14 protein-coding genes are annotated in these 14,993 nt (G+C 43.3%); 8 read left to right on the top strand and 6 right to left on the bottom strand.

Features of this window, described 5'->3' with window-relative positions; translation table 11 throughout:
• Positions 1-95: 95 nt before the first annotated feature.
• Positions 96-1,802 carry a DNA repair protein RecN gene (gene recN, locus H9W84_RS09910; protein ID WP_239743361.1) on the bottom strand — a complete coding sequence of 569 codons (1,707 nt, stop codon included), beginning with the start codon at positions 1,800-1,802 and terminating at the stop codon, positions 96-98.
• 587 nt (positions 1,803-2,389) lie between these two features.
• Here recN and ppnP point away from each other — a divergent pair.
• The 6 genes from ppnP (at position 2,390) to H9W84_RS09880 (ending at position 7,009) form a co-directional block, all read left to right on the top strand.
• Positions 2,390-2,728, top strand: coding sequence for a pyrimidine/purine nucleoside phosphorylase (ppnP, locus tag H9W84_RS09905; protein WP_007115041.1), 339 nt, complete (start codon positions 2,390-2,392; stop codon positions 2,726-2,728).
• 60 nt (positions 2,729-2,788) lie between these two features.
• Positions 2,789-3,565, top strand: coding sequence for a 23S rRNA (guanosine(2251)-2'-O)-methyltransferase RlmB (gene rlmB, locus H9W84_RS09900; protein ID WP_239743360.1), 777 nt, complete (start codon positions 2,789-2,791; stop codon positions 3,563-3,565).
• A gap of 15 nt (positions 3,566-3,580) precedes the next feature.
• The gene (gene imm45 / locus H9W84_RS09895; RefSeq protein WP_239743357.1) at positions 3,581-3,928 is read left to right on the top strand and encodes an Imm45 family immunity protein; all 348 of its coding nucleotides are present in this window, start codon (positions 3,581-3,583) and stop codon (positions 3,926-3,928) included.
• Positions 3,929-4,006: 78 nt separating this feature from the next.
• Positions 4,007-4,666, top strand: coding sequence for a potassium channel family protein (locus H9W84_RS09890; RefSeq protein WP_201665531.1), 660 nt, complete (start codon positions 4,007-4,009; stop codon positions 4,664-4,666).
• 33 nt (positions 4,667-4,699) lie between these two features.
• Entirely contained in the window at positions 4,700-6,097 is a 1,398-nt protein-coding gene (locus H9W84_RS09885; protein WP_239743355.1) for a TrkH family potassium uptake protein, read from the top strand.
• A gap of 201 nt (positions 6,098-6,298) precedes the next feature.
• Complete coding sequence (locus H9W84_RS09880) at positions 6,299-7,009, top strand: exonuclease domain-containing protein (protein WP_239743353.1); 711 nt, start codon at positions 6,299-6,301, stop codon at positions 7,007-7,009.
• A gap of 50 nt (positions 7,010-7,059) precedes the next feature.
• On the opposite strand, the gene hemJ is transcribed toward H9W84_RS09880, so the two are convergent.
• The 5 genes from hemJ to aciT form a co-directional block, all read right to left on the bottom strand.
• Positions 7,060-7,503 (bottom strand): protoporphyrinogen oxidase HemJ, encoded by a 444-nt coding sequence (hemJ, locus tag H9W84_RS09875; protein WP_239743352.1) that lies wholly within the window; start codon positions 7,501-7,503, stop codon positions 7,060-7,062.
• A 106-nt stretch (positions 7,504-7,609) separates the two neighbouring features.
• Entirely contained in the window at positions 7,610-8,761 is a 1,152-nt protein-coding gene (locus tag H9W84_RS09870; protein WP_239743350.1) for an aminotransferase class I/II-fold pyridoxal phosphate-dependent enzyme, read from the bottom strand.
• Positions 8,762-8,833: 72 nt separating this feature from the next.
• Positions 8,834-9,853, bottom strand: a complete 1,020-nt coding sequence (bioB, locus tag H9W84_RS09865; RefSeq protein ID WP_219299641.1) for a biotin synthase BioB — start codon at positions 9,851-9,853, stop codon at positions 8,834-8,836.
• Between the two features lie 163 nt (positions 9,854-10,016).
• A complete protein-coding gene (locus tag H9W84_RS09860) occupies positions 10,017-11,438 on the bottom strand; it encodes a hypothetical protein (RefSeq protein ID WP_239743348.1) in 1,422 nt (473 codons plus the stop codon).
• 338 nt (positions 11,439-11,776) lie between these two features.
• On the bottom strand, positions 11,777-12,223 hold the full coding sequence (aciT, locus tag H9W84_RS09855; RefSeq protein ID WP_239743347.1) for an AciT family ciprofloxacin tolerance protein: 447 nt from the start codon (positions 12,221-12,223) through the stop codon (positions 11,777-11,779).
• Between the two features lie 571 nt (positions 12,224-12,794).
• On the opposite strand from aciT, the gene glyQ reads away from it, so the two are divergent.
• Positions 12,795-13,730, top strand: a complete 936-nt coding sequence (glyQ, locus tag H9W84_RS09850) for a glycine--tRNA ligase subunit alpha (protein WP_239743760.1) — start codon at positions 12,795-12,797, stop codon at positions 13,728-13,730.
• Between the two features lie 273 nt (positions 13,731-14,003).
• Entirely contained in the window at positions 14,004-14,873 is an 870-nt protein-coding gene (locus H9W84_RS09845) for a sulfite exporter TauE/SafE family protein (protein ID WP_239743345.1), read from the top strand.
• Positions 14,874-14,993 lie beyond the last annotated feature (120 nt).

Genomic DNA, 14,993 nt, shown 5'->3' with positions numbered 1-14,993 from the left:
TGGCATACCTAATTAAAAGCGACTTAAAAGCGGCAAACATTAAAAACAATAAGCATTAAAAGCGATAAACATTAAAAGCGACAAGCAATGTTAAATTAACTGACACGGCGACTTGCTAGCAAACTGCGCGCGTGTTTGAGCGTGTCTTCGGTGATATTGACCCCGCCCGACATGCGCGCTAATTCCTGCACTTGGTCATCGCCCGACAGGATTTTTAAGTGAGACTGGGCTTTCTCTTGCTGGGTTTTGTACACCAAAATATGCTGATGGGCTTGTGCCGCGACTTGCGATTGGTGAGTGATCGCAATGATTTGTTGTTCTTCACCCAGCTCACGCAGTAATTCGCCCACCACTTGCGCCGTGCCACCACTGATACCTACATCTACTTCATCAAATACCAATAACTGACGGGTGGTGGTTGCCATATCGGTCATCGTATTACGGCAAACCCCTTGCGCATCAATGACTTGCATGATAAGGGCTAGCCGTGATAATTCACCGCCTGAGGCGATTTTGTGAATCGGTTGCATCGGCATGCCGACATTGGCACTAAATAGCAAATCGATTTGCGATAACCCGATACTTTGTGGTTTATCAAGTGGGGTAAATTCAAATGCCGCTTGCACATTGGGCAATGCCAATGCTTTTAACCGTGCAACTAGGGCTTCAGCTAACGTCGTGGCATTGGCTTGGCGACTGTCATCCAACGCTTGGGCTTTTTGCAAGTAGGCTTGATAAGCTTGTTCAATTTGCTCTGCCATTGCTTCAGGCGACATCACCGATTGCAAATCATCTAATTGCTGTTGCCAGGCTTGGCTGTCTTCAACAAGGCTTTCAGGGGTGGTGTGATATTTACGCGCGAGTCGGTGGAACGTCGATAACTGCTCATCAAGTAACGCTAACCGCTTGGGGTCAAGGCTTTGTCCTTCGGCATAATTGCTCAAAGTGCTAGCCACTTCAGCGATTTGGGTATGTGCTGAGTACAACTGTTCAACGCAATCCGCATAGGTTTGGCTAAGCTCGGTTTGCGCTTCACACAGTTTAATCGCCCGATTAAGCAGGCTTACCACATCGGGCTCATCACTGTCATTATCCAGTAATTGCACCGACAAGGCGGCTTGCTGCATGAGGTTTTCAAGGTTAGATAATTCATCGTATTCAGCTTCAAGTTCACTGTATAAGACAGTGGCAATTGGCTCAATATCGGCTAATTGATTGCTCAATAGCTGAATTTGCTGCTGGCGCAATTGCTCGTCTTTGGCGTGCTGCGCGGCTTGTGATTTAAGGCGTTCGTACTGCAAAAACGCTTGTTTCACGTCGCTTGCTTGGCTGTTTAATCCCGTGGCGCTATCAAGCCATTCCATCACAAACTGCGGACGCAGCAAACTTTGCTGGGCATGTTGGCTGTGAATATTGACCAGTAACCCACCCAAGGTTTTAAGCTCATTCATACTAATGGGCATGCCATTGAGCCAAGCTTTACTACGAAGCGCACCGTTTTGGTTAGCAAGTTGCCGGCGAATCAGCAGCGTATCGTCTTCAAATGGGTAATTTTGCTCACTAAGCCATGCCATGACTTCGGGTAATTGACCGATATTAAATTCTGCAAAAGCGTCTGCCGTGGTCTGTCCATGCCGAATCAAACCTGCGTCACTACGACCACCCACGCACAAGGTCAAGGCGTCAAGCAACAGTGATTTACCAGCACCTGTCTCGCCAGTGATAATGTTAAATCCAGCATTCATCTCAATTTCAGCATTGGTGACGAGTGCTAAATTTTGTAAGGTTAACTGTGTCAGCATATCAATCCTATCATTGACGTTAAGAGTGGCACATTGGCGGTCAAATTTGCAAAAACTTTATTGTAACCTTGTCATGAAAAGCTCACAATAATCCTAGACAAGTCTTCAAAAATCAGTAAAAATTCCATCTAGCTGTTTCACACTAAACAATAGCATAATTGGGACAATTACAAAATAAGCAACGCAAAAATCCAAATTTCCGTCAGCTGGCTATCTTTGATGGGTATCTGTGTCTAGCAATCTTCGCCTAGTTAATTTGAGGGCGGTTTCATCGATTGTCATAAAACATAGATTGTTATAATAGATTGTCATAAAAGTTGACTAAATTTGATGATATCCTATTTGTCTAAACAACGTCTGCATAAGGATAACGGAACATAATTTTTTATCAACCGTTAACAATCTATCGGCAATAGCATTGGCTGATTGCGACAAGTCACGGACTGCGTTTGATTATAAAACCCATTTGTCGACTAAAAAAAGCGGGTTGCCGCAAAACGACTTGCCCATCTTTATAATTCTTTATAATTTTTTATAACAAGGCAGCGTTATCAAGTCAACTGACTGTGTATTTTAAGGAGAATCTCATGACGTCACCTAATCGTTTCGACCATGTATCGGTAGAAAAAATAGCGAATGTTTACTATGAAGGTCGTACTTTTAGTCGGACCGTTTGGTTTGAAGATGGACGCAAAAAAATGCTAGGAATCGTGCTACCTTGTGATGCCGATGTACCTGCCTATGAATTTAAAACTGACTCATCTGAACGTATCGAAATTTTGGCAGGCGAGTGTGAAGTCAAACTGGCAGGCGAGGAAGAATTTACTTATTACCGTGCCGGTCAAGCGTTTTTGGTCGAAGGGCATAGCAGTTATGAGCTACGTAATGAAGCAGTCGTGCAGTACATTTGCCACCTAGAAGGCTAGCGAATAATATACAAGGCTAGGGGCAAGGCAAATATAAAATCGAAAAAAGGGTCATCAATCATGGCAAAACCGAGTTATTTTTATGGCATTCATGCCGTGCAATCCATCTTGCAACACCGCGGTATCGATGGGTTGACACTCTTTATTCAAGACGGTAAAAAACAAGATGATGCCACGGTAGCCAACATCACCGAGCTTGCCCAAACCTACGGGATTGCAATACAAATCAGCGCCAAAGACAAACTCACCAAGCTTGCAGAAAGTCCGCAGCATCAAGGCGTGGTATTACAAGCCCGCCCTGCTGAACTCCAAGATGAGGCAGATCTCAAATACTTAGTTGACAAACACCAAGCCGAGCGAAAACCGCTATTACTACTAGTGCTTGATCAAATCACCGACCCGAACAACCTTGGCGCGTGTTTGCGTACCGCCGTGGCAATGGGCGTCTCAGCCGTCATTATTCCCAAAAATCATAGCTCAAGCATCACCCCAGCCGTGGCAAAAGTCGCCGTTGGTGCGGTGGAATTAATGCCTTTTATCCAAGTTACTAATCTTGCGCGTACGCTCACTGACATCAAAAAACAAGGGGTGTTTGTGTTTGGTACGGCTCTAGATGACACGGCAAAGCCCGTGCAAGACTGTGATTTGACAGGTGATGTGGCGATTGTGATGGGCTCAGAAGGTGACGGTATTCGCCGTTTGACCGCAGATACCTGCGACCAGCTGGTTTATATCCCGATGCCCGGCAATGAACATGGGCAAATCCAAAGCTTAAATGTCAGTGTCGCCACTGGCATGGTGCTATATGAAGCCAGCCGTCAGCGTTTTAAGAAATAATTTACGTTATCAGTAATGTTTACCAATCTTTTAGACTTTGATGAAGAAAAAATTTGGTCTGGCACAATTTTAAGAATTTGTTTGTCTGAAAAGTCAGAGTTTTATTATACCGACAAAGTTTTTGACCTAATGGTATTTGAGAACTATACGGAAGTGATGGGCTTAGATGCTGTAATCATCAATGGCTATAAAGCAGGAAAAATCAGCTTTTTCTTTCCTAAAGATGCTTATTATGACATGTCGCTTTATTCAGTTAGTACAAAATGGCTGCAACAAAATTTATTGGCGATTTTGAATATTGAGCCAAATAAAGCAGATATATTTATTTTGAAAAGTCAGAACGTATTGCCTTTTAGTAACTAAAGAATTTGTTGAAACCCATAGTTAAAATAATAAAATGAATCTTTAATAAGTAAAAAAATATCAAAAAGGAAAAATATAATGCAATTTGCCATTATTGGACTGGGTGTTTTTGGTATTACCTGCGCTAAAGAGCTTGAAAAATTGGGCAACCAAGTCCTAGCGATTGATATTGATGAAAAACTGGTCGATGACATCAGTGAATATGTCACCCGTGCCGTGATTGCTGACGCCACCGACAAAGACACCATAGAAGAGCTTGACCTTGCAAGTTTCGACGGCGTACTCGTCAGCATTGGTGATAACCTTGAAGCCAGCTTGCTATGTACACTCAACCTACTAAGCCTGAACGTACAAAACCTATGGGTGAAAGCCAAAACCGACTCCCATCACCAAATCCTACAAAGCTTAGGGGTGAACAATATTATTCACCCCGAACAAGACATGGGGATTCGTATTGCCCAAAAGATGAACTATCCGATGGTCAAACAATACATGGCATTGGGTGACGAGCAGTTTTTGGTTCGCCTAGACCCGCCTGAGCAGTGGCGAGGGCACCCGTGGTCGGATGTCCAACACAACCATCCTGATATTACTTTTATCATGCTAAAACGCAACCAGCAAATCTTTAACCAATTACCCGATGGCTTTTTCTTTCAAGGTGGGGATAAATTGGTGGTGGGTGGTGATACCCAAGCGCTGCGTCGCCTTGCCAAAGTCATTCGGCAAACGGCTATTTAGCCCACCACTCACGCAAAAAAGGTAATTGTAGATATGCCGTTTCGTGAAGTCAAAAAAGGCGAAAAATCAAAGATTGTTGATAAATCAAAACCCAGTACTCACGACATAGAGCCGCCTACCAAACAGGGAGTGCAGTTGTCCTCGCCTGCGATTTTGTCCTTGGGGTTTTTAGCATTAATTGTGATGGGTACGGTTTTGTTGTCATTGCCAATCGCAACGATTCAACCGATTAGTATCCTAGCGGCAGCCTTTACCGCGACGTCTGCGGTGACTGTCACGGGGCTAAATGTCGTAGATACCGCTAACTATACCACGTTTGGACAACTGGTGATTGCCGCGCTGATTCAATTTGGCGGTCTAGGCTTTATGACCTTTGCAATTTTGGTATTGACCAGTCTGCAAGGCAAAATGGGATTATCCGGCTCAATCACGGCGCAAGAAGCGTTGGGCACTCATAGCAACCAAATTGGCAGTACCGCCAAAGCGGTAATCAAAATTGCCTTTATCACCGAGAGCTTGGGTTTTTTAGGGTTAACGCTATTGTTAGCACCGCTAAAAGGGCTAAAAGATGCGATGTATGAAGCGTTTTTTCTATGTATCTCAGCATTTAACAATGCAGGTTTTGCGCTAAATGGCAACAATATGACTGCCTATGTGCACCAGCCGATGATTAGTTTTATCATAAGCTTGCTTATTATCACGGGCGGTATCGGGTTTTTGGTGATTTTAGATATCATCAAACACAAGCGCTGGCAAAAATTTACCCTGCACACCAAAGTCATGGTTTTGGGCACGCTAGCGCTTAATGTTATCGGTTGTATGGGGTATTGGTTACTTGAGCGTCACAACGCCAAAACGATTGGCGGATTGAGCGAAGCTGGGCAGTGGTTTGCATCTTGGTTTATGGCGGTGACGTCACGTACCGCAGGTTTTAATAATATTGATTATAGCCAAGTGACAGATGCCAGTACGTTATTGACCTTTATATTGATGTTTATTGGCGCAGGCTCAATGTCCACAGGTGGCGGTATCAAAATCGGCACGTTTGTGGTTATCCTAGCATCGACTAGGGCATATTTGCGTCAGCACCCGCAAGTGACGATTTTTCATCGTGCTATCTCTGATCACTTGGTAAAAAAATCGTTTGCGGTGATGAGCACCTCGATTTTGATGATTGCTTTAGCAGCGTTTATTTTAGCGATATGTGAGCCAGAAGGGCATTTGGTTGATATTTTATTTGAAGTGATATCGGCATCGTCAACCGTCGGTTTATCGCGAAATTTCACCCCGACCTTGAGTGAGCCCGGGCAATGGGTGATTATGTTTATGATGTATATGGGGCGTCTTGGACCGTTAACCTTGGCGTATTTTATCGCCACCCCTAAACCGACCCGTATTCGTTATCCTGAGACCCATACCCTTGTTGGTTGAGTTGGCGCTCTTATTGGCTAAGTTGGCTAATTCAACAGGGTTAGCGAAGCAGCAAAGACCAAGCAAAAATTTTACACAGCGGTTGGTGCACCCAAGATACTGAAAATCCAAGATACTGAAAAACTAACGAAGCGATCGCTAAATCGTGTATGATGATTGTCTACAACGGGTGAATTGAGCGATTTAGTAAGTCTTAAGGTTATGAGTAGTTATATTTTAGATACAGAAGCGCATGGATTAGTTGAGCCACATGCGACCGAAATTGCCTACATTGGCGTGGTGTTTAGTCCAGCAGACGAGTTGATACTACAGACCCACAACGCCTTTGAGCAGCGCTTTAACCCACACAAAAAAATTACTTTGGGCAGCCAAGCCATCACAGGCATTTTTGACGACGATGTGGCAGACAAGCCGCCGCATACTGATTTTCAGTTACCAAAAGACTGCGAGTATCTCATTGGGCACAATATCGACTTTGATGCTGACGTGCTCACCAATGCCAACTGTGATTTATCAAACATTAAGCGTATTTGCACTTTGGCACTGGCACGGCATTTTTTCCCGCAGTTAGATAGCCATAGTTTGGGGGCGCTACTGTGTTTTTTTGAGCCGCAGGTTGCCAAAAAAAATATCAAATTCGCGCATGGTGCCAAATACGATATTTGGTTTACTTTTTTGGTATTAAAAGCTATCTGCTCTCAGCATCGCATCACCGATATGGCACAGCTGTATCAAGCCAGTGAACATGCCCGAAAACCCACGGTAATGCGCTTTGGCAAACATAAAGGGGTTGCTATTAAAGACTTGCCGCCTGATTATGTCGATTGGCTGCTCAAACAAGCTGACCTTGACCCGTATTTACACCTTGCGCTCACCGAAAATAGCGCAGGCAATCATGGCAACCTTCTATGATTGAACCCTTGCGCTATGATTTAACCCTAGCCCATGAAGTGCCAAAATGATTACGCGCCAAATTGCGGTTTAACAATCACCAAAATCACCACGGCGACCAAAATAAACACAGGCACCTCATTAAACCACCGCCAAAAAACATGGGTTTTATAGTTAGGGTTGTCAATGAGTTTTAAGCGAAATCGACCACAAGCTACATGATATACCGTCAACCCAATGACGCAGGCTAGCTTGATATGTAGCCAAACTTGGGTTTTATAACTGTCCCAATTGGGCAGCAGCATACACAAGCCAAAAATCCAAGTGGCAATCATCGCAGGTGTCATGATGCCGCGATACAGTTTACGCTCCATCAATGCAAATCGATCTTGACTGATTTTATCGGTACTCATGGCATGATAGACAAACAAGCGTGGTAGATAAAAAATCGCGGCAAACCAACACACCAATGAAATCACATGCCAAGCTTTAAACCATAAAAAATATTCTGTCATTGCCTACCCCGATGATGATGCAACTAAATAAGCTTGCCCAAAATAAGCTTATTCTAAATCAGCTTACTCTAAATAAACTTGCCCTAAAAAAGTCTGCAAATAGCCGTTATTTTAAAGTCTGCATGACAGCAAGTAAATCCGAGATTTGTTGTTCACTATGACGAGCGCTTACGCAAAAGCGTAGCCGTGCTGTGCCTACAGGCACCGTGGGTGGGCGGATTGCCGAGACCCAAAAACCGCGAGATTTTAACGCGTTGGCGAGCTGCAGGGTTCTATCATTATTGCCAATGACCACAGGAATAATCGCCGTGGTCGGTATTTGATTATCAATACCTACTTGCCAATTTCGCTGTAATAGCCCTTGACTGAGCTGTTTGATATTGGCAAGTAATTGATCGCTGCGCAAAGTATCGGTTTGCGACATAGCTATGCTAGTTTCAGTCACGCTGGCAAGCACAGGGGGCATCGCCGTGGTATAAATAAATGAACGGGCAAAATTGACCACATAGTCAATCAACTGGCTCGAACCTGCGACAAATGCGCCACTGGTACCTATCGCTTTACCAAAAGTGCCGATATAGATATCCGCTTGCGGTTGGGATTTTTTGTAAGCCTGATAGGGCAGACCAAAACCGTGGGCATCATCTACCATCAAGGCGCATTCATAGCGAACCGCTAACGCATGCAGCGCATCCAAATCGGCAATGGTACCATCCATACTAAAAATATGATCGGTGACAATCAGTTTTTGCTTAGCGCTACTTTGCGAAAGCAGCTGTTCTAATTGACTATAATTGCGATGTCCAAAACGAATGACTTTGGCACGGCTAAGGATTGCCCCATCGACAATGGAGGCATGATTGAGCTTATCACTGAAAATCACGCTGTCTTTACCACACAACGCTTGAATCACACCGACATTTGCCATATACCCTGTACTAAAAGTTAATGCCCGTTCATAGCCTGTCACTTGGGCAAGGGTGGTATCCAATTGTTCATGCCAAAGCGTATGCCCCGTAATCAAGTGCGCCGCGCCACTACCCACTTGCTGGATGGTTTTTGCAGCGTGGCTAAATGCTTGTATGAGTTGTGGGTCGGTGGCAAGTCCCAAATAATCATTGCTGGCAAAGTTGATGTAGGTTTTGCCATCTATGTCAATGGTGGGCGTGACGCCATGACGAATGGGCGTCAGTTGACGATACAGGTCTTTTTGGCGCTGTTCATCAAGGGCTGATTGAAGGGAAAAATTGGCTAACATACTTTTCAACTCTGTTAAGGCATCGTTAAAGCATCTAAGAAAAAACCGCCACTTCGGCGGTTTCTTGGCATATCAAACGACAGCCAAACTTCCGATGCGACCATTCATCGCATTGGTCACAGGGATTTGTCTAGGTTCGGCTTTTTCAACCGTCAACCCTAAATCGGCAATCAATTGATCATCATGATTGGTGGTAGCATTATCGGTGGTCAATAAACGATTCCCATAAAAGAAAGAATTGGCACCTGCCATAAACAACATGGCTTGCTCGGCATCGGTTAAGCCTTCACGACCTGCGGCAATACGCACATAGCTAGTTGGACAAGCAAGGCGCGTGACAGCAATGGTGCGAATCCACTCAAGCACAGGCAAGCGCGTGCCTTGCAGCTGATCTGCAATTGGCGTGCCTTCAATGGGTACTAGCATATTGATTGGGACTGATTCAGGGGGTTTTGGCAGATTAGCCAGTTCAGTGAGTAGGTTGATGCGGTCATCACGACTTTCACCCATACCAATGATACCACCTGAGCAAATATTGATGCCTGCTTGACGCACATGGTCAAGGGTAGTTAGACGGTCATCATAACTACGGGTGGAGACGATATGGTTATAGTACTCGCGTGAGGTATCAAGGTTATGGTTGTAGTAATCCAGTCCCGCTTCAGCAAGTACTTGCGCTTGGTTACCCGATAACATGCCAAGCGTCATGCAAGTTTCTAACCCTAATGCTTTGACTTCTTTAATGAGCTCAACCACATAGGGCATATCTCTATCGTTTGGGTGCTTCCATGCCGCACCCATACAAAAACGGCTAGAGCCAGCGGCTTTGGCTTTTTTGGCCTCAATAATCGCTTTTTGTACTTCGATTTTCTTTTCAGGTTGTAAGTCGGTGCTATGGTGCCCTGACTGTGAGCAATAGCCGCAATCTTCAGGACAATTGCCTGTTTTTATTGATAGCAGGGTACTGACTTGTACCGCATTGGGTGGAAAGTGTTCGCGAAGTTTGTTTTGCGCGAGCAACAGTAAATCCATCAAAGGTAGTTCAAACCAAGCTTGGATTTGCTCGCGAGTTGGGCGGCTTTGGGTGGTCATTGTGGTGCCAATCGGTTGTTGTGATTGTTGAATTGCTAATAAGTCTGCCATGACAGCTATAATCCTAATTAAAATAAAGCTTAAAATGATAAAAGGTGTCTCATCATACCAAAAAAAAACAACCACCTAAAGTGATTGTTTTTTATTATTTAATAACAATGGCTTATTTATCTTGTGAGCTATCACCACGGGTAATGGAAATATTGGTGATAGGTGATTTATCATCAGTGACTGCGCTAGTTTCGACATTGTCGGCAATGACCTCATCAGACGCATGCTTTGCCTCAATTTCAGCCGATTTACGCAGCGCAGGCGTTAAGTTCTCATTATCGGCTGATTTGGCAAACACGTTGTCAGGACGGATGGTATCATCATCTTCCGTAATATCTTCAGCTTTAGCGGTACTATTTTTAGCGTTAATAGTATCTTTAGCCGCTTCATACTTTTCTTCAATAGCTTTGTTATCAGATACGTCAGAATCACTGGCTGTTTCGTCGGTCAGCGTTTGCTTAGCTTGTTCGACTTTATCTTTTGCCTCGCTCACTTTTTCTTTGGCTTCATCGTTTAGCGCATCTAGTTTGTCATCGGCTTGGGTTTTTAATTCTTCAACCTTTGATTTAGCATCATCTAGTTTTTCACCTGCAAAGCTTTTAACATCGGCTAATTTTTCAGCCGCTTGGTCTTTGACGTCTTCAAGCTTGGTTTTAGCATCCGCAACTTTATCGTCCTTAGTGGCTTTCGCTTCATCAAGCTTTTCAGTGGTAGTTTCTTTAGCGTCGTCAATTTTATCAGCCGCTTGCGCTTTAACCTCATCCAATTTTTCTTTGGTTTCGCCAAGTTTTTCATTAGCGGTGTCTTTAATATCCACTAATTTTTCGCTCGCATCTTCTTTGAGAGCATCGATTTTTTCTTTGGCTTCGGTTTTTAGCTCATCAAATTTTTCCACCGCGTCATCTTTGATTTCAGCCGCTTTCGCCTTAAGGGTGTCTAATGTACTCGCTTGTGTCTCGCTGTCAGCATTGACATCTTTGGTGTTTGATTCATTAAAGTATTTGCTGCTACCAGATGCTTTACCCGCGCTCGCCCCCCCAATCATTGCTAGGGCTTTACTGCAAAGTTCTTTGGCAAAAGGTGTGGCTTTTTCAATTAATGGTTTTGCTTGTTCAACCACAGGTTTTAGTGGCTCAGGTACTTTTGGCACAATAAATTTTGCAATTTGGTTAAACCACATCAGCAGTGAATAATCACCGGACATTTTTAAGTCACCATTTTGGATGCCCGTCATAAATGCCGTCGCCTCACCTTTAGTAAGCAATTTCACACCCGTCATTGAATCTTTAAAGGTAATCGTCAATGTTGGCTCTTTCGCGGGACCTGCATGTTGGCTAAAAGTACCGTTATTAATCTCATAATAGCGTGACGTTTGTTCCGCGTCGCTGCCGAGTTGAATAGTAAAATTACGGTTTTCTAATAAACCTTTAAATTTGTCATCGCCTGTTTTGGCAAGTTGGGTTAAACGCAAACCAACGGCAAACAATAATACGTCGAGGGGATCTGATTTGATTTGGGTTAATTGAGATAACATAGGTACTCTCCAAAATTATAGATTTTATAGATATTGCAATGCGCAAGGTCTTTTAATAAATGATAATAATTAAGTCATTCACTTCAAAGAGATTATAATTCGCTACTACAAAGGATTTAATAGCTTTGTTATAAAATATATTATAAGGGCATCGATGCCAAGTTACAGTAATGTTTAACATACCAGTATCATTTTTTGTAATCAAAGCGTTTGATTTGTGTATTTGAGCGACGTTAGACAGCGAGCCTTTTACCTTTTATCAAGCTAAAGCGCATAAAAAACCCATCAACATGATGGGTTAAATAACTTGCTATAGCGATAAGGTGGCGAGGTTGTTATTAGTTTTTTGAGTCAAACACAGAGGCATGACGAACAAAGTTTTGATGAAAATCGGTATCTTTTTCTAACACCACAGGACGATGACCGGCGCTCATTTGGACACTGCTTTTTAACCTGGTTTGGTAAGTAGTAGCTTGACTCGCCGCTTTATTAAACTTGGGTTTTCCATTTAACGCTATCACAATCGGAATCATTGATAGACCAATTGCCGCCACATACGCATCCGTGCCAGTCAACGATGACAGCGTGACCACTGCCCAGTGCAGGCCTTCCACCGAAATCCAGTACACCATGCCCAACATAAAATAGCCCAATACAAAACGGTAAGGGGTAAACGCAATCGCTAGCATACCGACAGTCACTAGAACGATTAAAAACAACCAGTTAGAAGTTAACGACGTAGCAGCTAATAATAGACTTGCCGAAATAAGCATGGTTGACCTCATGAAAAGTTATTGAAAACAACTACTTAACATAAATTAAGTAAAAGCTTGTGTAGGTTATTATGGCGATAAAAGATGAAAATTAAAAGTCAAAACCCAACTAAAACGACATTGGATGACGTATCAAATTTGGCTGATTTATCTTAAAAACAGCGATTAAAAAGGCTAAAAGCGCATAAAAAAAGCTAACAATCAATCGTCGAAATCACTGGTTAAAGGGTAGCAGGAATTTTCGTAAATCTAGTAAAAAAGTGCTAAAATGCGGTAGCTGATTTGTCGCGAAATGTATATTGTTTTAATGCTTTGTAGTTTTGCCAGCCAATTAATTTGCTCAATAACCATTGCTATACCTGTAGCTGAAAAATTGGATAAGTTTGCTATTTTGGGCGTTTTAAGTAAAAATATCGTTCGGCAATTGTACCGCCTATTTTAAGTGCTATTTGCGACGCAAAAAAATTTAAATTTTTAATCTGACTAATTAAAAAAACTGACGCTTTATCAAAATCACGTGGACAACTATTTTGATAAATACAGTTTGCCTAATCACCGACTATATAGTGGTAATTCTCGTATGATGACGTTTCAACAATTGATTTTAACTTTGCAAAATTATTGGGCAGAAAAAGGCTGTGTGGTGTTACAGCCTTACGATATGGAAATGGGTGCAGGCACGTTTCATACCGCCACTTTCTTACGAGCATTAGGTCCAGAGCGTTGGCATGCCGCCTATGTGCAGCCATCACGCCGTCCCACGGATGGTCGCTATGGCGACAACCCAAACCGGTTACAACATTATTATCAGTTCCAAGTGGTACTCAAACCTAATCCACCTGATATTCAAGAATTGTACTTGGGGTCACTCAAAGCGATTGGCATTGATACCTTAACGCATGATGTCCGCTTTGTAGAAGACAACTGGGAATCACCAACGCTTGGTGCATGGGGGCTTGGTTGGGAAGTTTGGCTTAATGGCATGGAAGTTACCCAGTTTACTTACTTCCAGCAAGTCGGTGGTATTGAGTGTTTCCCAGTGACAGGAGAAATCACGTACGGTCTTGAGCGCCTTGCCATGTATATCCAAGGCGTGGACAGTGTGTATGACTTAATATGGACGGATGGCGAGTTTGGTCGTGTCACTTATGGTGATGTATTCCACCAAAACGAAGTAGAGCAATCAACCTACAATTTTGAACATGCCGATGTGGCAAAAATGTTTGAGTTGTTTGATTTTTATGAAAGCCAAGCCGACAAATTGGTCGGTCTTAATCTGCCGCTGCCTGCGTATGAAATGGTGCTTAAAGCGTCACATACCTTTAACTTGTTGGATGCGCGTGGGGCGATTTCAGTCACTGAGCGTCAGCGTTTTATCTTGCGTGTGCGTACCTTGGCGCGTAAGGTCGCACAAAGCTATGTAGAAACGCGCGCCAAATTGGGCTTCCCATTGGCGGATGACGCACATAAAGCCGATGCGTTAGAAAAATATCTACCAAAAGAAGCTATTTCAAAATAACAGATGAAAGAAGCGGATACATCACAATAGTTTCATCACATCGACGAAAAAATTTTCTTTGAACGGTCAAACTAAAAAGTGCAATAGATAGGTTCTATTGCCTTTTTTCTTGCCTTATTTTATTGATTATTTTGTTGTCAACGTTAATAAAAAATATCAAATTATCAGAATATTCTAATCTCGCATATTTATATCAAAAATCGCCACAGGGCAACGACGCGCTATTCTACTACAATAGCCGCAGCAAGTAAGCCATGTAACAAGGGGCGGTGAGTGGAACTTTATTTTATTTTAGCGGGTATTTTTGTCGGATTCTGCGTAGGGGTGACGGGCGTGGGCGGTGGGTCACTGATGACGCCGATTCTGATTTTACTGCTAAAAGTAGAGCCGCATATTGCTGTCGGCACCGATTTGCTATACGCCGCTATTTCCAAGTTTTTTGGTGGTGTGGTACATTTTAAAAAATCAAATGTCGTTTGGCCAATCGTGCTATGGCTAGCGATTGGTAGTATTCCAGCCTCCATTGTCACCAATTATCTCATCGCTACTTACTTGGGTAATATTAACGCCATCAAACTAATCATGACCTTGATATTGGGCGTGATGTTGACCATCACCGGGATTTCGCTGATCTTTCGCAACCGTATCGAGGCGTTTTTTGACAAATACCGCAAAACTGACCAAACTGACAGTCTCACCTCCCAAATTCCCAAATATAAATTGGTGCTGATGGGCATATTGCTCGGGGTAGTAGTGACCTTATCCTCGGTTGGGGCAGGGGCATTTGGCGTCATGGCGCTGGTGCTAATTTTTCCCCAATTGCCCCTCATTCGTATCATCGGCTCGGATGTGGTACATGCGGTGCTGTTAACCTTGGTCGCAGGCCTCGGACATTTGCTGTCAGGCAGTGTGGATTTTCACATGTTGACCTTTTTGCTCATTGGCGCGATTCCTGCCATTATTGTAGGCACATTATTGAGCAGTAAACTACCTGAGAAAAAATTGCGCCCGATTTTAGGGGTGACGCTGTTGTTGTTAGGCATTAATTTTGTTGTCAATCCTGCCAAAGCCAAACCAAAAGCGGCGGCTAATACGCCAGTCACCACAACCGCTGTAACAACTTCGGCAAGCGCCAGCCGATAAGTTTAATTTTCGTTTTGCGCTGACGGTTTTCTTGATTTGCCCCGCTGATGGGGCATTTTTATGGCTTAAATTTCTGCTATAATCGGCTATATTTACCCTATTTGAATCAACAAGGCTTTA

It is taken from the genome of Moraxella tetraodonis (genome assembly GCF_022359095.1).
Classification (GTDB): Bacteria; Pseudomonadota; Gammaproteobacteria; order Pseudomonadales; family Moraxellaceae; genus Faucicola; species Faucicola tetraodonis.
The sequence above is the reverse complement of the archived record's forward strand: the minus strand, read 5'-3'. Positions and strand labels throughout refer to the sequence as shown.

Excerpts from the sequence above, each read along its gene's own strand:
- recN (WP_239743361.1), bottom strand. The coding sequence starts at position 1,802 with ATGCTGACACAGTTAACCTTACAAAATTTAGCACTCGTCACCAATGCT.
- ppnP (WP_007115041.1), top strand. The coding sequence starts at position 2,390 with ATGACGTCACCTAATCGTTTCGACCATGTATCGGTAGAAAAAATAGCG.
- rlmB (WP_239743360.1), top strand. The coding sequence starts at position 2,789 with ATGGCAAAACCGAGTTATTTTTATGGCATTCATGCCGTGCAATCCATC.
- imm45 (WP_239743357.1), top strand. The coding sequence starts at position 3,581 with ATGTTTACCAATCTTTTAGACTTTGATGAAGAAAAAATTTGGTCTGGC.
- H9W84_RS09890 (WP_201665531.1), top strand. The coding sequence starts at position 4,007 with ATGCAATTTGCCATTATTGGACTGGGTGTTTTTGGTATTACCTGCGCT.
- H9W84_RS09885 (WP_239743355.1), top strand. The coding sequence starts at position 4,700 with ATGCCGTTTCGTGAAGTCAAAAAAGGCGAAAAATCAAAGATTGTTGAT.
- H9W84_RS09880 (WP_239743353.1), top strand. The coding sequence starts at position 6,299 with ATGAGTAGTTATATTTTAGATACAGAAGCGCATGGATTAGTTGAGCCA.
- hemJ (WP_239743352.1), bottom strand. The coding sequence starts at position 7,503 with ATGACAGAATATTTTTTATGGTTTAAAGCTTGGCATGTGATTTCATTG.
- H9W84_RS09870 (WP_239743350.1), bottom strand. The coding sequence starts at position 8,761 with ATGTTAGCCAATTTTTCCCTTCAATCAGCCCTTGATGAACAGCGCCAA.
- bioB (WP_219299641.1), bottom strand. The coding sequence starts at position 9,853 with ATGACCACCCAAAGCCGCCCAACTCGCGAGCAAATCCAAGCTTGGTTT.
- H9W84_RS09860 (WP_239743348.1), bottom strand. The coding sequence starts at position 11,438 with ATGTTATCTCAATTAACCCAAATCAAATCAGATCCCCTCGACGTATTA.
- aciT (WP_239743347.1), bottom strand. The coding sequence starts at position 12,223 with ATGAGGTCAACCATGCTTATTTCGGCAAGTCTATTATTAGCTGCTACG.
- glyQ (WP_239743760.1), top strand. The coding sequence starts at position 12,795 with ATGACGTTTCAACAATTGATTTTAACTTTGCAAAATTATTGGGCAGAA.